This window comes from Pseudomonas sp. (assembly GCF_030683065.1).
In the GTDB taxonomy this organism is placed as follows: Bacteria; Pseudomonadota; Gammaproteobacteria; order Pseudomonadales; family Pseudomonadaceae; genus Aquipseudomonas.
On the sequence record NZ_JAUXMX010000014.1, the window covers coordinates 38,497 to 60,410 of the forward strand.

General features: G+C 61.2%; 20 protein-coding genes. 16 read left to right on the plus strand and 4 right to left on the minus strand.

All coding sequences use genetic code 11. The features are described from left to right. The first annotated feature begins 100 nt into the window (after window positions 1-100). The 8 genes from puuE to Q8K09_RS03345 all read left to right on the plus strand — a co-directional run bounded on the left by puuE (window position 101) and on the right by Q8K09_RS03345 (window position 9,241). Window positions 101-1,045, plus strand: a complete 945-nt coding sequence (puuE, locus tag Q8K09_RS03310) for an allantoinase PuuE (protein WP_305253602.1) — start codon at window positions 101-103, stop codon at window positions 1,043-1,045. Next, window positions 1,042-1,557, plus strand: coding sequence for a 2-oxo-4-hydroxy-4-carboxy-5-ureidoimidazoline decarboxylase (gene uraD / locus Q8K09_RS03315; protein WP_305253603.1), 516 nt, complete (start codon window positions 1,042-1,044; stop codon window positions 1,555-1,557). The genes puuE and uraD overlap by 4 nt, the downstream gene beginning before the upstream one ends. 46 nt (window positions 1,558-1,603) lie before the next feature. Then, complete coding sequence (gene alc, locus Q8K09_RS03320; RefSeq protein WP_305253604.1) at window positions 1,604-2,599, plus strand: allantoicase; 996 nt, start codon at window positions 1,604-1,606, stop codon at window positions 2,597-2,599. Between the two features lie 130 nt (window positions 2,600-2,729). Continuing rightward, window positions 2,730-3,233 (plus strand): ureidoglycolate lyase, encoded by a 504-nt coding sequence (locus Q8K09_RS03325; protein ID WP_305253605.1) that lies wholly within the window; start codon window positions 2,730-2,732, stop codon window positions 3,231-3,233. Between the two features lie 48 nt (window positions 3,234-3,281). Beyond that, complete coding sequence (locus Q8K09_RS03330) at window positions 3,282-4,517, plus strand: urate hydroxylase PuuD (RefSeq protein ID WP_305253606.1); 1,236 nt, start codon at window positions 3,282-3,284, stop codon at window positions 4,515-4,517. Window positions 4,518-4,780: 263 nt separating this feature from the next. Further along, a complete protein-coding gene (locus Q8K09_RS03335; RefSeq protein WP_305253607.1) occupies window positions 4,781-6,331 on the plus strand; it encodes a cation:proton antiporter in 1,551 nt (516 codons plus the stop codon). Between the two features lie 465 nt (window positions 6,332-6,796). Then, window positions 6,797-8,296: a nucleobase:cation symporter-2 family protein gene (locus tag Q8K09_RS03340; RefSeq protein WP_305253608.1), complete on the plus strand. Its 1,500-nt coding sequence runs from the start codon at window positions 6,797-6,799 to the stop codon at window positions 8,294-8,296. A gap of 84 nt (window positions 8,297-8,380) precedes the next feature. Further along, on the plus strand, window positions 8,381-9,241 hold the full coding sequence (locus Q8K09_RS03345) for an outer membrane protein OmpK (RefSeq protein ID WP_305253609.1): 861 nt from the start codon (window positions 8,381-8,383) through the stop codon (window positions 9,239-9,241). Here the strand turns inward: Q8K09_RS03345 and Q8K09_RS03350 are convergent. Next, window positions 9,238-9,519: a hypothetical protein gene (locus Q8K09_RS03350; protein ID WP_305253610.1), complete on the minus strand. Its 282-nt coding sequence runs from the start codon at window positions 9,517-9,519 to the stop codon at window positions 9,238-9,240. The two genes, Q8K09_RS03345 and Q8K09_RS03350, sit on opposite strands and share 4 nt — an antisense overlap. Window positions 9,520-9,531: 12 nt before the next feature. Beyond that, a complete protein-coding gene (moaA, locus tag Q8K09_RS03355; RefSeq protein ID WP_305253611.1) occupies window positions 9,532-10,527 on the minus strand; it encodes a GTP 3',8-cyclase MoaA in 996 nt (331 codons plus the stop codon). Between the two features lie 219 nt (window positions 10,528-10,746). Here moaA and Q8K09_RS03360 point away from each other — a divergent pair, with 219 nt between their 5' ends. Continuing rightward, a complete protein-coding gene (locus Q8K09_RS03360) occupies window positions 10,747-11,391 on the plus strand; it encodes a TetR/AcrR family transcriptional regulator (RefSeq protein WP_305253612.1) in 645 nt (214 codons plus the stop codon). 144 nt (window positions 11,392-11,535) lie between these two features. On the opposite strand, the gene Q8K09_RS03365 is transcribed toward Q8K09_RS03360, so the two are convergent. Together Q8K09_RS03365 and Q8K09_RS03370 are read right to left on the minus strand one after the other, a co-directional pair. Further along, window positions 11,536-11,973 (minus strand): heme-binding protein, encoded by a 438-nt coding sequence (locus Q8K09_RS03365; protein ID WP_305253613.1) that lies wholly within the window; start codon window positions 11,971-11,973, stop codon window positions 11,536-11,538. Window positions 11,974-12,136: 163 nt separating this feature from the next. Further along, window positions 12,137-13,042 carry a LysR family transcriptional regulator gene (locus Q8K09_RS03370; protein WP_305253614.1) on the minus strand — a complete coding sequence of 302 codons (906 nt, stop codon included), beginning with the start codon at window positions 13,040-13,042 and terminating at the stop codon, window positions 12,137-12,139. 116 nt (window positions 13,043-13,158) lie between these two features. Between Q8K09_RS03370 and gcl the strand changes: the two genes are divergently transcribed. The 7 genes from gcl (at window position 13,159) to Q8K09_RS03405 (ending at window position 21,909) form a co-directional block, all read left to right on the plus strand. After that, the gene (gene gcl / locus Q8K09_RS03375; RefSeq protein WP_305253615.1) at window positions 13,159-14,934 is read left to right on the plus strand and encodes a glyoxylate carboligase; all 1,776 of its coding nucleotides are present in this window, start codon (window positions 13,159-13,161) and stop codon (window positions 14,932-14,934) included. Window positions 14,935-14,993: 59 nt separating this feature from the next. Then, the gene (hyi, locus tag Q8K09_RS03380; protein WP_305253616.1) at window positions 14,994-15,776 is read left to right on the plus strand and encodes a hydroxypyruvate isomerase; all 783 of its coding nucleotides are present in this window, start codon (window positions 14,994-14,996) and stop codon (window positions 15,774-15,776) included. A 151-nt stretch (window positions 15,777-15,927) separates the two neighbouring features. Further along, window positions 15,928-16,818, plus strand: coding sequence for a 2-hydroxy-3-oxopropionate reductase (locus tag Q8K09_RS03385; RefSeq protein WP_305253617.1), 891 nt, complete (start codon window positions 15,928-15,930; stop codon window positions 16,816-16,818). 276 nt (window positions 16,819-17,094) lie between these two features. Continuing rightward, complete coding sequence (locus tag Q8K09_RS03390) at window positions 17,095-18,381, plus strand: glycerate kinase (protein WP_305253618.1); 1,287 nt, start codon at window positions 17,095-17,097, stop codon at window positions 18,379-18,381. Next, on the plus strand, window positions 18,378-19,793 hold the full coding sequence (gene pyk, locus Q8K09_RS03395) for a pyruvate kinase (RefSeq protein WP_305253619.1): 1,416 nt from the start codon (window positions 18,378-18,380) through the stop codon (window positions 19,791-19,793). Before Q8K09_RS03390 ends, pyk begins: the two co-directional genes overlap by 4 nt. A gap of 219 nt (window positions 19,794-20,012) precedes the next feature. Further along, window positions 20,013-20,918: an urea transporter gene (locus Q8K09_RS03400; protein WP_305253620.1), complete on the plus strand. Its 906-nt coding sequence runs from the start codon at window positions 20,013-20,015 to the stop codon at window positions 20,916-20,918. Between the two features lie 142 nt (window positions 20,919-21,060). Then, on the plus strand, window positions 21,061-21,909 hold the full coding sequence (locus tag Q8K09_RS03405) for an ion transporter (RefSeq protein WP_305253621.1): 849 nt from the start codon (window positions 21,061-21,063) through the stop codon (window positions 21,907-21,909). Window positions 21,910-21,914: the final 5 nt, after the last annotated feature.

Below are 21,914 nucleotides of genomic sequence, written 5' to 3' on the forward strand. Positions count from 1 at the left end.
CAAAACACATATCACTTTGTATACAATTGACTCATCGCGGCTACCCGCCCAGCCCAAGGCCAACCCAGTGACCGTAACAACGCCAAGAAGGAAGACTGCAGTGAGCGCTGACTACCCACGCGACCTGATCGGTTACGCCAACAACCCGCCGCATCCGCACTGGCCAAATGATGCGCGTATCGCCTTGTCGTTCGTGCTCAATTACGAGGAAGGCGGCGAGCGCAACGTGCTGCACGGCGACAAGGAGTCCGAGGCGTTTCTTTCCGAGATGGTTTCCGCCCAGCCGCTGCAGGGCCAGCGCAACCTGTGCATGGAATCGCTCTACGAGTATGGCAGCCGTGCCGGCGTCTGGCGTTTGCTGAACCTGTTCCAGAAACACAACATCCCGCTGACCATCTTCGCCGTGGCCATGGCCGCGCAGCGTCATCCAGATGCGATCAAGGCGATGGTCGACGCCGGTCACGAGATCTGCAGCCACGGCTACCGCTGGATCGACTACCAGAACATGAGCGAAGCCGAAGAGCGCGAGCATATGCTCGAAGCCATCCGCATCCTCACCGAGCTGACCGGCCAACGCCCGCAAGGCTGGTACACCGGCCGTACCGGGCCGAACACCCGCCGCCTGGTGCGCGAGGAAGGCGGCTTCCTGTATGACAGCGACACCTACGACGATGACCTGCCCTATTGGGACCCGGCCAGCACCGCAGCCAAACCGCACCTGGTGATTCCTTACACCCTGGACACCAACGACATGCGCTTCACCCAGGCGCAGGGCTTCAATAAGGGCGACGATTTCTTCGAATACCTGAAAGACGCCTTCGATGTGCTGTACGCCGAAGGTGTGGCAGGCGCACCGAAGATGCTCTCGATCGGCATGCACTGCCGCCTGCTTGGTCGTCCGGCGCGCTTGGCGTCACTGGCGCGTTTTCTTGAATACGTGCAGAGCCACGATAAAGTCTGGTGCGCACGCCGCGTCGATATCGCCCAACACTGGTACGCAACCCATCCGTTGCACGATCAGCCGTCCAAGGAGCGCTCGAAATGAGCCGTTTTCAAACCCTGACCCCGTCCCGCTTGAGCCGCGAGGATTTCGTCACAGTCTTCGCCGACATCTACGAGCACTCGCCCTGGGTCGCCGAGAAGGCCTTTGACCTGGGCACAGATGACAGCATCAACCAGATCGACGGCCTGCATCAGCGCATGGCCGACCTGTTGCTCAGTGCCAGCTATGCGACGCAGCTGGCATTGATCAATGCTCACCCGGACCTGGCCGGCAAGGCAGCCGTACGCGGTGAGTTGACTGCCTCTTCCAACTCGGAGCAGGCAGGTGCGGGCATTCACGCCTGTACCGCAGAAGAGTTCGCCCGCTTTACCGAACTGAACGATGCCTACAAAGCCAAGTTCGGCTTCCCCTTCATCATGGCGGTGAAAGGCAGCGATCGGCACCAGATCCTGGCGGCCTTCGAGGCGCGGATTCACAACTCCCCGGAGCAGGAATTTGCCTGCGCCCTGGCCGAGATCAACAAGATCGCCCTGCTGCGCTTGCAGCAGCTGTAGCCGCAAGCCCACCGCCCCCTTCGCCATCAACCAAGGCAGATACGACATGAACGCTTACGCCGTACCCTTCGAAAAATACGTCAACCTCGCCGACGCACGCCTGGGCACCCAGGCCATCTCGGTTACCGACGACTGGTTCGCCGACGTTAACCGTCTGTTCCAGCCGACCCCGGCCGTATGGAAGGAGGGCGTGTTCGATGACAACGGCAAGTGGATGGATGGCTGGGAATCGCGCCGCAAACGCTTCGAAGGATACGACAGTGCGGTGATCCGCCTCGGCGTTGCGGGCTCGATCAAGGGCGTGGACATCGACACCAGCTTCTTCACCGGCAACTTCCCGCCATCGGCCTCACTGGAAGGTTGCTTCGTCGCTGAAGGCGACCCGACCGATGCCACCGAGTGGACCGAAGTGCTGGGCGCGGTCGAGCTGCAAGGCAACAGCCACCACTACCATGAAATAAACACCGCCCAGGCCTTCACCCACCTGCGCTTCAATATCTACCCGGACGGCGGCGTCGCTCGTCTACGCGTGTACGGCGTGCCGTTCCGCGACTGGAGCAACGTTGGCGACAACGAGCAGATCGACCTGGCTGCAGCGCTGAATGGTGGTCGCGCCCTGGCTTGTTCAGACGAACACTTCGGCCGTATGAGCAACATCCTCAACCCGGGCCGTGGCATCAACATGGGCGATGGCTGGGAAACCGCACGTCGCCGGACGCCGGGTAACGACTGGGTAATCATCGCCCTCGGCCATCCGGGTGAGATCGAGCGCATCGTCGTCGACACCCTGCACTTCAAAGGCAACTACCCGGACAGCTGCTCGATCCAGGCGGCCTTCGTAAAAGGCGGCACCGACAGCCAGATCGAAACCCAGAGCCTGTTCTGGCGCGAACTGCTGCCGAGCCAGAAGCTGCAAATGCACGCCGAACACGAGTTCAGCGAGCAGATCAAAGCCCTCGGCCCGATCACCCACGTACGGGTGAACGTGTTCCCGGACGGTGGTATCAGCCGCCTGCGCCTGTTCGGCAAAATCACTAAGTAAAACATGCTGAGGCCTCTGTGGGAGGGGCTTTAGCCGCGATGTCTTTAAACGCTCGCGGCTAAAGCGGGATGCCGCCCAACCCCTCCCACACAAACGCACAAGCAACCGCACTTATAAACAGAAGACCCACATGCGCACATTGATCATCGAGCCCTTAAGCAAAGAAGCCTTCGCCCCCTTCGGTGACGTTATCGAAACCGAAGGCAGCGAGTTCTTCATGATCAATAACGGCTCCACTCGCCGCTATCACAAACTGGCCACGGTCGCGACCGACCAGCCAGAGGATCAGGCGATCATCAGCATCTTCAGTGCCGAGGCCCTGGATATGCCGCTGACCGTGCGCATGCTGGAGCGCCACCCGCTGGGCAGCCAGGCGTTTATGCCGCTGCTCGGCAACCCCTTTCTGATTGTGGTCGCGCCACTTGGCGATGTACCTCAATCGGAGTTGGTCCGCGCCTTCCGCAGCAACGGCAGGCAGGGCATTAATTACCATCGCGGCGTTTGGCACCACCCGGTGCTGACGATCGAAAAGCGGGATGACTTCCTGGTGGTTGATCGCAGTGGTTCTGGCAACAACTGTGATGAGCATTTCTTTAGTGTCGCGGAGCAACTGCTCCTCGCCCCCCACCAATAAGAGAAGCCCAGGAGACCGGCGTGCCGGCACTGGGGAGAGGTACTGATAATGGAAGCGCATTTTACTGAGTGGCTGAACCTGGGCATCCGCTGGATCCATATGATCACCGGCATCGCCTGGATCGGCGCATCGTTCTATTTCGTCTGGCTGGAAAACAACCTCAACCGTTCCAACCCGCGTGAAGGACTGGCCGGGGATCTCTGGGCGATCCACGGTGGCGGTATCTACCACCTGGAAAAATACAAACTAGCCCCGCCAAAAATGCCGGAGAACCTGCACTGGTTCAAATGGGAGGCTTACGCCACCTGGCTGTCAGGGGTGGCCCTGATGCTGGTGGTCTACTACCTCAACCCGAGCCTGTACCTGGTCAAGCCGGGCATTGACCTGGCGCCGGGAATGGCCATTGCTATCGGATTCGGCTCGATGCTGGCCGGCTACGTGGCGTATCACTTGCTGTGTAATTCGGCCCTCGGCAAGCGCCCGGCCCTGCTTGGTGCGGTGCTGTTCGTCTTGCTGATCGCTGCGGCCTATGGCTTCAACCTGATTTTTAGCGGCCGCGCCGCCTATATCCATGTCGGTGCGATCATTGGCACCATCATGGTCGGCAACGTGTTCTTCACCATCATGCCCGCCCAGCGCGCACTGGTTAAGGCCATCGAAAACAACACCACCCCCGACCCGAGCCTGCCGGCCAAAGGCCTGCTGCGTTCGCGGCATAACAACTACTTCACCCTGCCGGTGCTGTTCATCATGATCAGCAACCACTTCCCGAGCACCTACGGCAGCCAATACAACTGGCTGATCCTCGCAGGCATCGCGATGCTGGCGGTACTGGTGCGCCACTACTTCAACACCCGCCACGACAGCAACAAATACGTCTGGACCCTGCCTGCCGCCGCACTGGGCATGATCTGCCTGGCGTTTGTCACCGGCCCGCAAATGAAGTCGAAAGCGACCGCCGCGCCCCAGACCGCCGAGCAGGCAGCAACCGCACAGATGGTTGAGCCGATTGCCCCTGCTACTGGCGACTTTGCCCAGGTCAACAGTGTGATTCAGGAGCGTTGCAGCGTGTGCCATTCGGCCACACCAAGCAGCCCGATGTTCAGCGCGGCGCCTGCCGGCTTCATGCTCGACACGCCGGAGCAGATCAAGGCCCAGGCCGCGAAGATCCATGCCCAGACCGTCGCCTCGCAGATCATGCCGTTGGGCAACATCACCCAGATGACCCAGGAAGAACGTGACTTGATCGGCACCTGGATCGACCAGGGCGCACAGCTCGACTGAGAGGGGCTGACAAGTACTGCAGACGCTTTTACCCGAAGCCGCTCACTCACCTAGAGTGAGCGGCTTTTTTGTGCAAGGCCTGACAAAGCCGGGATCAAGACCTATCAAGTGGCAGCCAGCCATAGCGCAGTAAGCCTTGCAGGCAAACAATTAAACCGCACACCACCGCGTCGCGCTCTGGAACAGGACTGGCACTGGACAACCGCTGCGAAAAGCCCGTTACAATGTCCGGCTTTTTGACCTCAAGCCCATAAGGACAGCCCATGATCGAAGCCACCTGGATCGCTTTCGCCTTCGTCATGGGCCTAGCCGTGCGTGGCATAGGTCTGCCGCCGCTGGTCGGCTATCTGGCCGCAGGATTCGCCCTCGCAACCTTTGGCGAACACGTGGGTGTAGGCCCACGCGACAGCGCCGCGCTGGAGCATATCGCCCACCTTGGCGTTCTCCTGCTGCTGTTTACCGTCGGCCTCAAGCTAAAACTTAGCAATCTGATCAAACGCGAAGTCATTGGCGGCGGCCTCCTGCACTTCACCATATCAAGCCTGATCTTCTTGCCGGCGATCCTGCTGATCCTCGACCTACCTTGGCAAGAAGGGCTGCTGCTAGCAATCGCCCTGTCGTTTTCCAGCACGGTGCTGGCAGCCAAAGTGCTGGAGGGCAAGCGCGAGCTGCGCGCCTTCCATGGCCGTGTGGCCATCGGCGTACTCATCATCCAGGACTTGCTCGCCCTGCTGGTGATGAGTCTGGCCAGCGGCGAAGTGCCTTCGGCCTGGGCCTTGCTGGTGTTCGCCCTGCCCCTCCTGCGCCCACTACTGTTTCGCCTGCTGGATGCCAGCGGCCACGAAGAGCTGATGGTGTTGCTCGGCCTGTTGCTGGCCCTAGTCGTGGGCGGCTACGGCTTTGAATCGCTAGGACTCAGCTCTGAACTCGGCGCCCTGGCGTTTGGCGCCATGCTGGCCAAACACCCGCGTGCCGGCGAACTGTCCAACTCGCTGTGGAGTATCAAGGAAGTATTTCTGGTCGGCTTCTTCCTGCAGATCGGCATTGGTGGCCTACCGGATGCCGATGCCATGGTCTTCGCCCTGGTGATGTCACTGCTGCTGCCGCTCAAGGGCCTGCTGTTTTTCGGCCTGTTCCTGATGTTCCGCCTGCGGGCGCGCAGCGCTTTTCTGAGTGGCGTCAGCCTGACCAACTACAGCGAATTCGGCCTGATCGTGGCCAGTGTGGTACTGCCGCAATGGCTCATCCCGCTGGCCATCACCGTGGCCCTGTCCTTCGTTATTTCCGCGCAACTGAACCGTTTTGCCCACCCGCTTTATGAGCGCCTGGCCAGGCGCCTGATCCCGCTTGAACGAAATATCCGCCACCCTGACGAGCAGCCAGTCTCGCTCGACGATGCACAAATCCTGATCATGGGCATGGGTCGTACCGGCCGCGCCGCCTACGACCACCTCAGTGAAAAGGGCTTCAAACTGTTCAGCCTGGACTCCGACCCAGTGATGATCGAGCTGAGCAGTAAAGCCGGGCGCCGTGTGAAATTCGCCGATGGCGAAGACCAGATGTTCTGGCAGAACCTGGAAATGCCGGAAGTCAAAGCAGTGATCCTGGCCATGAACGATGCCGAAGCTAAAATCATCTCCACTCAAAAGCTGCGCGAACGCGGCTTCAAAGGCCTAATCGTTTCTCACGCCATGTATGAAGACATCGCCCAGCGCATCCAGGCCGCTGGAGCCGACCGCACTTACCTGACCATGAGCGAGGCCGGCAGCGGCCTTGCCGAACACGTCGCCCGCGACCTGCAAGTGCGCGACTAAACAGCGACAGCCATCGGCGGGTTGTCGCTGCGCGCCGAAGCCGCCCTACGGAGGGTGGTGAATCACGAATCTGCAGTAAGCCACGATTCGTAGGGTGTCACTCGCCGCAGGCAGTGCACCATTAATTATCGGCGCGGCACAAAAAATTGCAGGCTCTCGCTGCGCGCCGAGCGGAGCGCCACCCGGCTCGTCCTGCGACCTGCACACAGTCGCGACAGCGACACCACCCGTAGGGCGTAAGCAATTCGCCGTTCTCGGCGGCAATCCACTGCCAGCCAAGGCATCTGCTGCGCGCCAATCCAATTATTGTGCACAATTTAAAAATAAATTGTTTATGGCCTTGTGGACAAGTTGTTATAGTCGGCCATCCTGATCGATCAGACAGTTTTAATGACGTTCAGCTAGAGGCGCCGTGAAGCCTCGTGCAAGCCCTTGACCATATAAAAACAACTGGCAGGCTCTGACATGACCACGACTCGCACCACGCCCACACCAGCTCCATCAGCGGGCAACAACGACCTGATCTACCAACTGGATGACTGCCCTGCTTTCGCACCGGCCATCTTCGCCGCCCTGCAGCATGTGCTGGCCAGCTTCGTCGGCATCATCACCCCGACCCTGATCGTCGGCAACGTGCTCGGCCTGGGCGCCTATGTGCCCTATCTGGTGAGCATGGCGCTGTTCGTGTCCGGCCTCGGCACCTTCGTTCAAGCCAAACGCATCGGCCCGATCGGCTCAGGGCTGCTGTGCCTGCAAGGCACCAGTTTCGCCTTTCTCAGCGCCATCCTCAGCGCCGGTTTTCTGGTGAAGGGCCGCGGCGGCAGCGAGGAGGAAATACTCGCCACCTTGTTCGGCGTGTGCTTTTGCGCAGCCTTCGTCGAGATTGCCTTCAGCCAGGTCATCTCAAAACTGCGCAAGGTTGTCACCCCGGTGGTCACCGGCACCATCATCTGCCTGATCGGCTTGTCGCTGATCAAGGTGGCAATGACAGATATCGCCGGCGGCTATGGCGCAGCCGACTTCGGCGCGCTGCACCATCTCGGGCTAGCGGCATTGGTACTGGTCACCATAGTTGTACTCAACCGCTTCAAGTCTCAGGCAGTGCGCCTGTCCGCAGTGATCATCGGCTTGGCCATGGGTTTTGCCGTCGCCTGGTTCAACGGTCGGGTGGATTTCTCCAGCATGGCCGCCGTGCCATTGGTCAGCGTGCCGGTGCCGTTCAAATACGGCTTCAGTTTCGACTGGGTGGCGTTTGTACCAATCGCGGTAATTTTCCTGATCACGCCATTGGAAACCGCTGGAGACCTGACTGCCAACTCGATCATTTCCAAGCAACCGGTCAAGGGTCCGCTGTACCTGCGCCGGATCAAGGGCGGCGTCCTCGCCGATGGCTGCAACTCGGCCATGGCGGCGATGTTCAATAGCCTGCCAATGACCACCTTCAGCCAGAACAACGGCGTCATCCAGCTCACCGGGGTCGCCAGCCGCCACGTTGCGTTTTATGTTGCGGGGATATTCATTGTGCTTGGGTTGTTCCCGGCGATCGGCGCGGTCCTGCAGTTGATGCCCAAGCCGGTTCTGGGCGGTGCCACCCTGATCATGTTCGGCACCGTTGCGGTGGCTGGGATCAGGATTCTCAGCGAAGCCGGCCTGCATCGGCGCAATGTGCTGATCGTGGCCATCTCACTCGGCCTTGGTCTTGGTGTGGCAGCCGTGCCGGATGCGCTGTCGCATATGCCGGACACCTTGAAAAACATCTTCGGTTCGCCGATCACCATCGGTGCCCTCAGCGCCATTCTGCTGAACATCTTCCTCCCGGAAGAGCATGTGGAACTGGAAGAAAACGATTACGAGCCCGAGGCACACCTGCACAGCGTGCTGCAGGGCCCGCGAGCCGATGAAACCCAAGGGCCTCGGCTGAAGAGCCTGGCCAGCGACCATGAGCCGCTCAACCGGCCGACCTGAACCAGCAACTGGGCAAACAACCTCCCCCCTGCGGGCAGCCGCGGGGTTGAGAAACCGTGCACCTCTAAAAATAAGGAAAACCCGATGAGACTTAAGCATCTGCCTTTCTGCATTGCGCTGTCTGCCGGCCTGATTGCCTGCCAACACGCCAGCGCCAGTGACCTGCTGCTGTGGCAGGACAACAGCCTGTCCTACCTGCATGGCGATAACTTCCAGCGCCTCAATTTCAATGCTGAGGAGCAGCGCTCACAGACCACGTTCACCTTCGAGCACGCCAGCGGCTGGGCCTGGGGCGATGTGTTTTATTTTCTCGACTACATCAGCGCCGACAACGTCCAATCGCGTGGCAGCTTCGCCAACGGCACTTTCGAGCAGAATGACAAGAACAGCTTCTACTACATGGAATTCTCACCACGCGTCAGCCTCAGCTGGCTGACTGGCCAGGATCTGTCCATGGGGCCGCTAAAAGACGTCAAAGCGGCCTTCACCTATGAAAAAGGTAATGGCGGCCCAGGCCCGGAAAACTACTTGTACGGTCTGGGCTTCGACTGGGACGTGCCGGGCTTCGCCTACCTCAAGACCAACGTGTACCGGGTCAAGATCAACAATCACGTGTTCTTCGCTGAACAAGACAGCAACGGCTACGCCACCCAACTGACCGTGACCGGCGCCTACCCCTTCGCCATCGGCGAGCAGGACTTCGTGATCGACGGTTACATCGACTGGCGCTCACCATCCAGGGACGCCGGCACCCAGACCTCCGTCGGCTCCTCGGTCCAGGTCAAATGGGACGCGGGCAAGGCGCTATTCGGTAAGGAGCGCAAGCTCTACGTCGGTACCGAAGTGAACATGTGGCACAACAAATACGGGATCAAGCCCGTCGACGGTTCCACCGACGGCTTCGACCAGACGGCTGTGCAAGCGTTGGTGAAGTACCATTTCTAAGCGCTTGATACGGATTGCCGAGTAGGCGGCCACTTGTAGCAAAAGGGGATGGCATGTTTGCCATCCCCTTTTGTGTGAGGTAACCGCAGTAGGCGCAGTACGCATCCTTGCAATTTAGCGTCCTTGAGCTTCTTGCGATCAAGAAAATCCAGCGTCCACTGTTGCAGGCCGATGCGATCGGTATCCAGGTTGGCTTCGACCTTGTAGTGACTTTTCAGCGCTGCAATTTCGCTCTGCTGCTCACGGGCAAAACCCTGGTACTGGCCTTGCGCATCCATGCTGGAGTGGGGTTAGCCGCCGGTCATGCTCATAAAACGGATGACCTGCACCTGGGCATCGGTCTCGAAGTGGTGCCGCTCGGGCTTAAGTCGCAAGGCCTGGATCAAGGCCTCGCTCAGCCGCTGGCTATCACCGGGGTGGGCGCGCATCAGGCCTTTCAGGTCCAGGGCATTGTCATGCCCCAGGCAGAGCACCAGCTTGCCCTCGGCGGTGACCCGCACACGGTTGCAGTCGCCACAGAAATTGTGGCTGTGGGGCGAGATAAAGCCGACCTGGGTGTCGCTGCCGACCACTTGCCAGTAGCGCGATGGCCCGCCAGTCAGCTTGCTGCTGCGCACCAAGGCATAACGCTGCTCGATACGCTCGCGCACCTCGTCGCTGGAGCAGAAAGTCTGCTCGCGCTGGTGGCTGGAAATACTGCCCAGCGGCATTTCCTCGATAAAGCTGATGTCCAGGCCACGCGCCATGGCGAACTCGACAAGGTCGAGCACCTCGTCATCATTGCGGCCTTTCTGCACCACCGCATTGAGTTTGATTCTGACGAAGCCGGCTGCCCGAGCTGCCTCGATGCCGGCCAGCACCTGGTCTAGCTTGTCGCGCCGGGTAAAGGCTGCAAAGCGTTCGCGCTTGAGTGAGTTCAGGCTGATGTTCAGGCGTTTGACCCCGGCCGCGCACAACTGTGGCGCCAGCTCGGCCAGTTGCGAGCCGTTGGTGGTGATGGCCAGATCATCCAGCTCGCTGCGCTGGCCCAGGCGGGTTAGCAGACTGAGCAGGTTCTTGCGTACCAGCGGCTCGCCACCGGTGATGCGGATACGCTTGACCCCGAGGCCGATAAAGGCGTCCGCCACGGTATAGAGTTCTTCAAGGCTGAGAATCTGCGCGCGCGGGGCGAAGACCATATCCTCGCTCATGCAATAGGTGCAACGGAAGTCGCAGCGGTCGGTAACTGACAGTCGCAGGTAGGTGATGCGCCGACCGAAAGGGTCGAGCAGTTGCGCATGATGCACAGCGAGCCTCCTGTATTCTGGGAACCGAGACGTTTTGTTAGTAAATGCAGTGGTCCAGATAGAAACAGAAAAGCCTATTTTTGTACACAATAAACTGACCGCGAGGTCAGTTAAGTTATCCAGACCCCTGCCAGCGCTGGCTTGAGCCATGCGCAGGCCCGGTGCTACCATGCCCGACCGCCGCCCAGCGCCGGGCGGCACATGCAAGCACAGGGGCTTATGACCAGTATTCGCGAGCGCAACAAAGAGCTGATTTTGCGCGCAGCCAGTGAAGAATTCGCCGACAAGGGCTTTGCCGCCAGCAAGACCAGCGATATCGCCGCCAAGGCCGGCGTGCCAAAGCCCAACGTCTATTACTACTTCAAGTCGAAAGAGAACCTCTACCGCGAGGTGCTCGAAAGCATTATCGAGCCATTACTGGACGCCTCGGCGCCGTTCAATCAGCCCGGCAAACCGGCTGACGTACTCACCGCCTATATCCGCTCGAAGATTCGTATTTCCCGCGAACTGCCCTCAGCCTCCAAGGTATTTGCCAGCGAGATCATGCACGGTGCACCGCACCTGTCCGCTGAGCAGGCTGAACAACTCAACGCCCAGGCCCAGCACAACATCACCTGCATCCAGCGCTGGATCGGCCAGGGGTTGATGGCCGCGATCGACCCCCACCATCTGATGTTCAGCATCTGGGCCGCGACCCAGACCTATGCCGACTTCGACTGGCAGATCGCCACTGTAACCGGCAAGGCCAGCCTGGATGACGCCGACTACGAAGCCGCCGCCCAGACCATCATCCGCCTGGTGATCAAGGGCTGCGAGATCGACGAAAGCCAGAGCGCCGCCTCCGAGCAGGTCACCCGCGCCTGATCCTCTGATCTGGGTGGGGTAACGGTGCAGAGCATCTGCCCGCGAACGGTCGACAAATCCGCGCGGTGCACACGGTGGTTCGCGGCCAAGGCCCCTCCTACAGGCTGCGGTGCTCTTGTACTTGGTCCGCCACCCTTCTGCGTTCTACGCTTGCCCCGCGTCAGCCTTGAGCCCCGCCGCCTGCACCGCGCCGATTGCGCACTGCTCATCGATATCCGAGGTGTCGCCGGTGATGCCAATCGCGCCGATCACCTCGCCGCGCACATCACGAATCAACACCCCGCCCGCGGCGGGCAGCAACTTGCCGTCCGCCAGGTTATTCAGCGCACCAATGAAGGCGGGTCGTTGCTGCGCATCGGCTGCGATCGCCCGCGAACCTTTGCCCAGCGCCACTGCGCCCCAGGCCTTGGCGATGGCGATCTGCGGGCGCAACAGGCTAGCACCGTCTTCACGCTGCAGGCTGATCAGGTGACCACCCGCATCCAGCACGGCCACGGTCAAGGGCGCGGCAGATAGCTCGCGCCCAAGCGCCAGGGCCCGGTTGCTGATGGTGGTCGCGGTGTGCAGGTTCAAAGCGCTCATATCTGAAGCCCTCCTCGAAAAGTGGATGAAAGCAAGGCCAGTTCCCACTGGTGCCATCGCCCACAGCGGACAGGCGGGGATAAGCCCAACCAATAAATCGTACACAATAAATAATATTTTTAGTACATTTAAAATATCGTTTGTATACAAAGACGTCCGTAACTCATCCTTCCCAGTACCCCGGCGTGTTGTAGATCGCCTTTAGGTAGTCGATGAAGAAACGCACCTTGGCGGGCAGATAACGCTGCTGCGGATAGACCGCCTGAATGTCGTAGGCCGGCATGGCGAACTGGTCGAGCACCGTGACCAACTGCCCGCGCTTGAGCTCGGCCTGGATCTCCCAGGTCGAGCGCCAGCCGATACCCAAGCCCTGCTTGACCCAGTCATAGAGGAGTTCGCCGTCATTACAATCGAGATTGCCGGAGACCTTGACCGCTACCTGTTTGCCATCGCGCAGGAAGGTCCAGCCGCGCTGCTGGCCACCCTGCAGGTTGAACGCCAGGCAGTTGTGCTGGGCAAGGTCTTCGAGGGATTGCGGGGCCGGGTGACGCTGAAAATAGTCCGGCGAACCGCAGACCACCCGCCGATTGGCGAACAGCTTGACCGCCACGTAGTTGGGGTCAGTCACTTCGCCGATGCGAATGCCCATGTCGTAGCCCTGACGCACCAGGTCGACCACGCTGTCGGTCAGGTTGAACGACAGGTTCAGCTCTGGATAACGGGCCTGAAACGCCGGGGCGTGGGGCGCGATATGCCGACGGCCAAACGCCGCAGGTGCCGACACCACCAAGTGCCCGCTCACCGAATGGCTGCCGTGGGTGATGCTGGCATCGGCCTCGGCGAAGTCACGCAGCAAGCCGCGGGCCCGCTCCAGGTATTGCTCGCCCAGATCGGTCAGCGACAGACCGCGGGTCGAGCGATGCATCAGCTTGACCCCCAAATGGCGTTCGAGCATGTCGAGCCGCCGGCCCATCACCACAGGGGTCACCCCTTCGACCAGCGCGGCAGCGGCAAAGCTGCCGTGATCGGCCACCAAAACAAAACTGTGCAACGCCGTATAACGGTCCATTCGATACTCCTGATACCGACAGAAATGCTGAATCCTGCAATTTACCGCATTAACCCGTTGCCATCATGCTTTAGGCATGTAGAAAAAATATCGACTAAAGCCTGGAGGAATTTTTTATGGCGCGTATGAGAGCAATCGATGCAGCAGTGGCGGTAATGCGCAAGGAAGGTATCGACGTCGTCTTTGGCATACCGGGTGCAGCCATCAACCCGATGTATTCCGCCCTGAAAGCGGACGGCAGTATTCGGCATATCCTCGCCCGCCATGTCGAGGGCGCCTCGCACATGGCCGAAGGTTATACCCGCGCCAAGGCCGGCAATATCGGCGTGTGCATCGGCACCTCCGGCCCGGCCGGGACCGACATGATCACCGGCCTGTACTCGGCCTCTGCCGACTCCATTCCGATCCTGTGCATCACCGGTCAGGCGCCGCGTGCCCGTTTGTACAAGGAAGATTTCCAGGCGGTAGACATCGAGTCGATCGCCAAGCCAGTTACCAAATGGTCGGTTACCGTGCGTGAGCCGGCCCTGGTGCCGCGAGTATTCCAGCAGGCCTTTCACGTAATGCGCTCGGGTCGCCCAGGCCCGGTATTGATCGATCTGCCGTTTGATGTGCAGATGGGTGAAATCGAATTCGACGTCGACACCTATCAACCGCTGCAGCCATACAAGCCGGCGGCCAGCCGGGCGCAGATCGAGAAAGCGCTGAACATGCTCAACGCTGCCGAGCGGCCGTTGATCGTCGCCGGTGGTGGCATCTACAACGCCGGAGCCGAGGCGCTGCTGCTGCAGTTTGCCGAACTGGTTGGCGTGCCGGTAATCCCGACATTGATGGGCTGGGGCTGCATCCCCGACGATCACCCGTTGATGGCCGGCATGGTCGGTTTGCAGACCAGCCACCGCTACGGCAACGCCACCATGCTGGCTTCGGACTTCGTACTTGGCGTGGGTAATCGTTGGGCCAATCGGCACACCGGCTCGGTTGAGGTGTACACAAAAGACCGTACCTTTGTGCACGTCGATATCGAGCCAACCCAGATTGGCCGGGTCTTCTCACCGGACTTCGGCATCGTTTCCGATGCTGGCGCCGCCCTGGCCATGTTCGTCCAGGTGGCCAGCGAGTGGAAGGCCGCCGGCCGCCTGAAAGACCGCAGCCACTGGGCCGCCGACTGCCAGGAGCGCAAGAGTACGCTGCTGCGCAAGACCAACTTCGAAGACGTGCCGATGAAACCGCAGCGCGTCTACCAGTGCATGAACAACGCGTTCGGCAAAGATGCCTGCTACGTCAGCACCATCGGCCTGTCACAGATCGCAGGCGCGCAGTTTCTGCACGTCTACAAGCCGCGGCACTGGATCAACTGCGGGCAGGCCGGGCCACTGGGCTGGACCATCCCGGCGGCACTGGGTGTGCGCGTAGCTGATCCAGAGCGCAAGATCGTCGCGCTGTCCGGCGACTACGACTTCCAGTTCATGATCGAGGAGCTGGCCGTAGGTGCGCAGTTCAAACTGCCCTACCTGCACATCCTGGTGAACAACGCCTACCTCGGCTTGATCCGCCAGAGCCAGCGCGGTTTCGACATGGACTACTGCGTGCAGCTGGCCTTCGACAACATCAACTCGGAGGAAGTCGCGGGTTATGGGGTCGATCACATCGCCGTGGTCGAGGGTCTCGGCTGCAAGGCGATCCGTGTACGCCGCCAGGAAGAATTGCGCCCGGCCATCGAGCAGGCCGAAGCCTGGATGGCGCAGTACCAGGTACCAGTAGTTATCGAGATCATCCTTGAGCGAGTGACCAACATCGCCATGGGTACCGAGATCGATGCGATCAACGAGTTCGAGGCCCTGGCCACCAATGGCGAAGATGCGCCCACCAGCATCATGCCGCTGGACTGACTTTGCCTGTTAATCCCTGGCCCGGACTGCATCCGGGCTACCTGAACAAGGAGCATCACATGCCCCGCTTTGCTGCCAACCTGTCCATGCTGTTCACCGAAGTGGACTTTCTGGATCGTTTCGCCGCTGCCGCCGCTGCCGGTTTCAGCGGTGTCGAGTACCTGTTTCCCTACGACTTCCCGGCCGAGGCGCTCAAGGCGCGACTGGATGCCAATAAACTTGAGCAGGTGCTGTTCAACCTGCCCGCCGGCGATTGGGCCAAGGGCGAGCGCGGTATCGCCTGCCACCCGGAGCGGGTCGAGGAATTCCGTGCCGGCGTCGACCAGGCCATCGCCTACGCCAAGGTATTGGGCAATGCGCAGATCAACTGCCTGGCCGGCATTCGTCCGCAGGGTTACGACTGCGCCACTATCGAGGCGACTTTTGTCGACAACCTCACGTTCGCCGCAGACCAGTTGGAGCAGGCCGGGATCAAGCTGGTCATGGAAATGATCAACACCCGCGACATTCCCGGCTTCTACCTGAACACCACCAAGCAGGCCCTGGCCATTCGCGCCAAGGTCGACAGCAGCAACCTGTACCTGCAATACGACATCTATCACATGCAAATCATGGAAGGTGACCTGGCCCGCACCCTGGACAACAACCTGGCGCTGATCAATCACGTGCAACTGGCCGACAACCCCGGGCGTCACGAGCCAGGTACTGGCGAGATCAACTACCGCTTCCTCTTCGAGCACCTGGACCGCATCGGCTACCGGGGCTGGATCGGCTGTGAATACAAGCCGGCAACCACCACCGCGGCCGGCCTCGGCTGGATGAAAACCCATAACGCGATCTGAACCGTAACACCCCTCTCCAGCAGATAAGAGGGTCACCCGTAGGATGGGTGGAGCGAAGAGATACCCATCGAGCCAGTGATGGGTATCGCAGGCTCAACCCATCCTACGCAACCAGGCTTCACCAGACATAACGACACCAGGAGACAATCTCATGGCTAAAATCGGATTTATCGGCACCGGCATCATGGGCAAGCCCATGGCGCAGAACCTGCAGAACGCCGGGCACACCCTGCTGCTCTCCGAGCATCACGACCAGGCACCGGCCGACCTGATCGCCGCCGGCGCCATCGCCCTAGCCACCCCGCAGCAGGTCGCCCAGGAAGCCGAATTCATCATCATCATGGTGCCGGACACCCCACAGGTCGAGGACGTGCTGCTGCGCGCTGACGGCGTTGCCGCAGGCGTAGGCGCCGGCAAGGTGGTGATCGACATGAGCTCGATCTCTCCCACCGCGACCAAGCAGTTCGCCGAGAAGATCAAGGCCACGGGTGCGCAGTACCTCGACGCGCCGGTATCCGGCGGTGAAGTCGGCGCCAAGGCCGCGACCCTGAGCATCATGGTCGGTGGCTGCGAGCAGACCTTCGAGCGCGCCCTGCCGCTGTTCCAGGTCATGGGCAAGAACATCACCCGGGTCGGCGGCAACGGTGACGGCCAGACCGCCAAGGTCGCCAACCAGATCATCGTCGCCCTGAACATCCAGGCGGTCGCCGAAGCCCTGTTGTTCGCCGCCAGGAACGGTGCCGATCCGGCCAAGGTGCGTGAAGCGCTGATGGGCGGCTTCGCCGGCTCGAAAATTCTCGAGGTGCATGGCGAGCGTATGATCAAGGGCACTTTCGATCCGGGCTTCCGCATAAGCCTGCACCAGAAGGACCTCAACCTGGCCCTGGCCGGCGCCCGCGAGCTGGGCCTGAATCTGCCTAACACCGCCAATGCCCAGCAGGTGTTCAGCACCTGTGCGGCCATCGGCGGCAGCAACTGGGACCACTCTGCGCTGATCAAGGGATTGGAGCACATGGCCAACTTTTCGATCCGCAAGGAGTGACCGACCGTAGGCCGACCACCCGTAGGTTTGGTTGAGCCTGCGATACCCAACAACCGGTTCGAAGAACCGGCCAACGCATCCCATTGCGGGGAGCACTGAGCGCTTCATGTTGGGTATCGCTTCGCTCAACCCAACCTACGGGGAATTTTTCGATCTGCCCGGCAGGCGGTGTCACGGCCTGCCGGCCGGGTGGGTCGATTCTAGTGCGCAGCGCCTGCCAAGCGGACGCTGCGCACTAGAATCGAGTTGATCCAGCCCGAAACAAGAGAGATCACCATGCCTATTGATCCATCTTTTAATCCAACGTCTCTGCTGCGCGAACTGTTCGCCAGCGCCATCGACGCCGCCCACCCACGCCAGGTGCTGGCTGACTACCTGCCCGCCGACCGGAGTGGCCGGGTCATTGTCATCGGCGCCGGCAAAGCCGCCGCAGCCATGGCCGAGGTAATCGAGCGCGAATGGCAGGGCGAAGTATCCGGCCTGGTGGTGACGCGCTACGAGCATGGGGCAAACTGCAAAAAGATCGAAGTAGTGGAAGCCGCGCACCCGGTGCCAGATGACGCCGGTGAGCGGGTCGCCCGCCGCGTGCTGGAGCTGGTCAGTAATCTCAACGAAGAGGATAGGGTGATCTTCCTCCTGTCCGGTGGCGGCTCTTCCCTGCTCGCCCTGCCGGCCGAAGGCATCAGCCTGAAAGACAAACAAGCAGTCAACAAGGCGCTGCTGAAATCCGGCGCCTCGATTGGCGAAATGAACTGCGTGCGCAAGCACCTCTCGGCGATCAAGGGCGGTCGCCTGGCCAAGGCCAGCTGGCCGGCCAGCGTGTACACCTACGCGATTTCCGATGTGCCGGGCGATGAGCCTACGGTGATCGCCTCCGGCCCGACCGTGGCCGACCCGACCACCTCGGGTCAGGCATTGGTGATTCTCACCCGCTATGGCATCGAGATCCCGGCCAACGTGCGCACCTGGCTGCAGAACCCAGCCTCGGAAACCGTCAAACCGGGCGACCCCTGCCTGTCGCGTAGCCACTTCCAGCTGATCGCCGCGCCGCAGCAATCCCTCGACGCGGCGGCCGCCAGGGCCGAGGCTGCCGGTTTTTCCACGCTGATCCTCGGTGACCTGGAAGGCGAGTCACGCGAGGTGGCCAAGGTACACGCCGGTATCGCCAAACAGGTGGTGTTGCATGGCCAACCGATCAAGCCACCCTGCGTAATTCTCTCCGGCGGCGAAACCACGGTAACCGTGCGCGGCAATGGCCGTGGTGGACGCAACGCCGAGTTCCTCCTCAGCCTGACCGATAGCCTCAAGGGTCTGCCCGGGGTCTATGCCCTGGCCGGGGACACTGATGGCATCGACGGCTCGGAAGACAACGCCGGGGCGCTGATGACCCCGAACAGCTATGCCCGCGCCGCCCAAATGGGCCTGAGTGCCAGCGACGAACTGCATGACAACAACGGCTATGGCTACTTCGCCGCCCTCGACCAATTGATTTTCACCGGGCCAACCCGGACCAACGTCAACGATTTCCGCGCCATTCTGATTCTCGAGAGCCCAACCCAATGAGTCCCGATAAGAAAGTCAAAATCCTCGCCACCCTCGGCCCGGCCGTCGCAGGCATCGACGATATCCGTGAGCTGGTCGAGGCCGGGGTCAACCTGTTCCGCCTCAACTTCAGCCACGGCGAACACGCCGATCACGCCCAGCGCTTCGCCTGGGTGCGCGAAGTTGAACAGCAACTGAACATGCCGATCGGCATCCTCATGGACCTGCAAGGGCCGAAGCTGCGCGTCGGCCGTTTTGCTACGGGCAAGGTCAACCTGCAACGCGGTCAGACCTTGCGCCTGGACCTCGACAGCACCCCAGGCGACGTTAATCGGGTCAACCTGCCGCACCCGGAAATCATCGCAGCCTTGCAGCCGGGCATGAGCCTGCTGCTCGACGACGGTCGTTTGCGCCTGAAAGTGACCGACAAGCAAACCGATGCGGTGATCACCGAGGTCATTGCCGGCGGCGAGCTGTCAGACCGCAAGGGGGTCAACGTACCCGAAGCAGTGCTGCAACTCAGCCCGCTGACCGAGAAGGATCGTCGCGACCTGGCCTTCGGCCTGGACCTGGGGGTGGACTGGGTCGCCCTGTCGTTTGTCCAGCGCCCGGAAGATATCGTCGAAGCCCGCCAGTTGATCGGCGAGCGCGCCTTGCTGATGGCCAAGATCGAAAAGCCGTCTGCAGTCATTCACCTGGAAGAAATCGCCCGTCTGTGCGACGCGATCATGGTCGCTCGCGGCGACCTGGGCGTGGAAGTGCCCGCGGAAAACGTGCCACGCATCCAGAAGGACATCATCCGCACTTGCCGCCAGCTCGGCAAACCGGTGGTGGTGGCCACCCAGATGCTCGAGTCCATGCGCTTCTCGCCGGCGCCGACCCGCGCCGAGGTCACCGACGTGGCCAATGCCGTGGCTGAAGGCAGCGATGCGCTGATGCTCTCGGCGGAAACCGCCTCCGGCGACTACCCGCTGGAAGCGGTGCAGATGATGAGCAAGATCATTCGCCAAGTGGAGAACGGCCCGGACTTCCAGGCCCAGCTTGACGTCGGCCGGCCCCAGGCTGAAGCCACTGCGTCGGATGCAATCAGTTGTGCGATCCGCAGGATCAGCTCGATCCTGCCGGTGGCTGCTCTGGTCAATTACACCGAATCCGGCGCTAGCAGCCTGCGCGCCTCGCGCGAGCGGCCGAAAGCACCGATCCTCAGCCTGACCCCGAGCCTGGATACCGCGCGGCGCCTGAGCGTGGCCTGGGGCGTGTACTCGGTGGTCAACGCGCGCCTGCACAAGGTCGAGGAAGTCATCAGCACCGCCCTGGAAATCGCCCAGGCCCAGGGCATGGCCAAGCGCGGCGACACCCTGGTGATCACCGCCGGCGAACCCTTTGGCCAGCCCGGCAGCACCAACAGCCTACGTATCGAAATTCTGCATTAAACAGCTACAGGCTCGTAGGGGGATGACGCTTCACCCATCCACCAACCGCGATGGTGGATGAAAAAGCGTCATCCACCCTACAGCACTGCGGCGGGTCGCCAGCATCGGCCGCAGAACACCTCCCCCATGCTGGCTTTGCCAGTTTTAGGCACTCACTGTTCCCGCGCTGGGTGCCTCTTTTAACTCCAAACCCGGTGATTAATATTCAGGTTCGTTTGTATGTCGCCATCAGTTCTTCCCACCCACGCCTCGCAAGACTTGCGCGCGCTACTGAACGGCTTTAGCCAGATCGTTCTGCTAGCCCACCCCGGCTGCGGCCTGTTGGTGCTCTTGGCTATTGCCATCGGTGCGCCGCAGCTGCTTGGCGGCGCCCTGCTCGGCTGTATTAGCAGCATGCTGACGGCGCATCGTCGTGGTTATGCCAAAGCCGATATCGACCTCGGTTTGTATGGCTACAACGGGGTTCTGCTGGGCATGCTGATCAGCCTGCAGTTCGCCTGGTCGGCGCTGCTGCCGCTGCTGATCATCGTCAGCGCCGGGCTTTCCAGCTTGCTGCTGGCGGCCTGGATGCAGCGCATGCGCGAGCGTCAGTGGCTACCCGCCTTCACCTTCCCGTTTGTCGCTCTGAGCTGGTTGCTGTTGTGGCTGGCACCCGCTCTGCAGCTTGAATTGGCGCTGGCCATCCCAAGTCAGGCGCAACCGCTCGACTGGAGGGCCAGCCTGATCGCCATGGCGCGCGGGTTGGGCCAGGTGATCTTTCTCGATCAGCCGCTGGCCGGCGTTTGCTTGTTGCTCGGCGTGCTGCTGGCCGATCGGCGCGCTGCCTGCTGGGCTGTGCTGGGTTCAGCCGGCGGCCTGGCTCTGGCGCTGCATCAGGGCTTACCGCAGCACAGCGCCCTCACCGGCCTGTATGGCTATAACGCCGCTCTTGCAGCAATCGCCCTCAGCCAGGTGCATCGCCGCCCCTGGCTGCCGGCATTCGGTATCGCCCTGGCGCTGGTGCTGCAACCCGGCTTTAGCGCCTTGGGTCTGCCGGCACTGACCATGCCGTTTATCCTCACCTGCTGGCTGATCCAGGCCGGCCAGCGGGTGTTGCGTCAGGCCCCCGCCGACTGCACGCCATGAACACTGAACGGCTGCGAAAAACTCACGCCTACGACGCTGGATATTTTCACAACCTCTTGGCACTTGCATTGCGGCGCCAGAACTCCCTAGGCTGACCCGTAGAGCCGTTGTCAGCCGCGCTAGAAGGGAACGAAAACCCACCATGAACACCTCACACGACTGGCGCCAGCGCCTGTACATCATCATTTTTCATACCGACACCCCAGCGGGGCAACGCTTCGACAGCCTCCTGCTGATGACCATCATGGCCAGCCTGGTGGTGGTGATGCTCGACAGCATCGACACTATTAACAGCCAGTACGGCGTGCAGCTGCTCGCTCTGGAATGGGCCTTCACTGGATTGTTCGCCGTGGAGTACCTGGTGCGCCTGTATTGCTCGCCGAAGCCGCTGCGTTATGCCTTCAGCTTCTTCGGCCTGGTCGACCTGCTGGCCGTGCTGCCGGCGATCCTCGCGCTGCTGTTCGCCGATGCCCAGTACCTGTTGATCATTCGGGTGATCCGCATGCTGCGGGTGTTCCGCGTGTTCAAACTCAGCCCTTACTTACGTCAGGCCAACTTCCTGGTCACCGCACTGCGTGGCAGCCGACAGAAGATCATCGTGTTCTTCGTCGGTATCGCCACCCTGGTTACGGTCTATGGCGCGCTGATGTATGTGATTGAAGGCCCCGCCCATGGCTTCAGCAGCATTCCCAGGAGTATCTACTGGGCGGTAGTCACCCTGACCACCGTCGGCTTCGGTGACATAGTTCCCCATACGCCACTGGGCCAGGCGCTGGCGACCGTGGTGATGATCACCGGCTACTCGATTATCGCCGTACCCACCGGGATCTTTACCGCGGAGCTGGCCACGGCAATGCGCGCCGACGGCCAGCTCGAACATGACTGCCCCAACTGCCACAAAGATCGCCATGACACGGCCGCGGCCTACTGCAACCGTTGCGGCAGCGCACTGTTCAGTCGCCCAGGCAACACCCCTGACGACACACACTGAAGCAC

Bases quoted from the DNA above. Each gene is read 5' to 3' on its own strand.
- uraD (WP_305253603.1), top strand. From the start codon at position 1,042: ATGAGCCGTTTTCAAACCCTGACCCCGTCCCGCTTGAGCCGCGAGGAT.
- alc (WP_305253604.1), top strand. From the start codon at position 1,604: ATGAACGCTTACGCCGTACCCTTCGAAAAATACGTCAACCTCGCCGAC.
- Q8K09_RS03325 (WP_305253605.1), top strand. From the start codon at position 2,730: ATGCGCACATTGATCATCGAGCCCTTAAGCAAAGAAGCCTTCGCCCCC.
- Q8K09_RS03330 (WP_305253606.1), top strand. From the start codon at position 3,282: ATGGAAGCGCATTTTACTGAGTGGCTGAACCTGGGCATCCGCTGGATC.
- Q8K09_RS03335 (WP_305253607.1), top strand. From the start codon at position 4,781: ATGATCGAAGCCACCTGGATCGCTTTCGCCTTCGTCATGGGCCTAGCC.
- Q8K09_RS03340 (WP_305253608.1), top strand. From the start codon at position 6,797: ATGACCACGACTCGCACCACGCCCACACCAGCTCCATCAGCGGGCAAC.
- Q8K09_RS03345 (WP_305253609.1), top strand. From the start codon at position 8,381: ATGAGACTTAAGCATCTGCCTTTCTGCATTGCGCTGTCTGCCGGCCTG.
- Q8K09_RS03350 (WP_305253610.1), bottom strand. From the start codon at position 9,519: ATGGATGCGCAAGGCCAGTACCAGGGTTTTGCCCGTGAGCAGCAGAGC.
- Q8K09_RS03360 (WP_305253612.1), top strand. From the start codon at position 10,747: ATGACCAGTATTCGCGAGCGCAACAAAGAGCTGATTTTGCGCGCAGCC.
- Q8K09_RS03365 (WP_305253613.1), bottom strand. From the start codon at position 11,973: ATGAGCGCTTTGAACCTGCACACCGCGACCACCATCAGCAACCGGGCC.
- Q8K09_RS03370 (WP_305253614.1), bottom strand. From the start codon at position 13,042: ATGGACCGTTATACGGCGTTGCACAGTTTTGTTTTGGTGGCCGATCAC.
- gcl (WP_305253615.1), top strand. From the start codon at position 13,159: ATGGCGCGTATGAGAGCAATCGATGCAGCAGTGGCGGTAATGCGCAAG.
- hyi (WP_305253616.1), top strand. From the start codon at position 14,994: ATGCCCCGCTTTGCTGCCAACCTGTCCATGCTGTTCACCGAAGTGGAC.
- Q8K09_RS03385 (WP_305253617.1), top strand. From the start codon at position 15,928: ATGGCTAAAATCGGATTTATCGGCACCGGCATCATGGGCAAGCCCATG.
- Q8K09_RS03390 (WP_305253618.1), top strand. From the start codon at position 17,095: ATGCCTATTGATCCATCTTTTAATCCAACGTCTCTGCTGCGCGAACTG.
- pyk (WP_305253619.1), top strand. From the start codon at position 18,378: ATGAGTCCCGATAAGAAAGTCAAAATCCTCGCCACCCTCGGCCCGGCC.
- Q8K09_RS03400 (WP_305253620.1), top strand. From the start codon at position 20,013: ATGTCGCCATCAGTTCTTCCCACCCACGCCTCGCAAGACTTGCGCGCG.
- Q8K09_RS03405 (WP_305253621.1), top strand. From the start codon at position 21,061: ATGAACACCTCACACGACTGGCGCCAGCGCCTGTACATCATCATTTTT.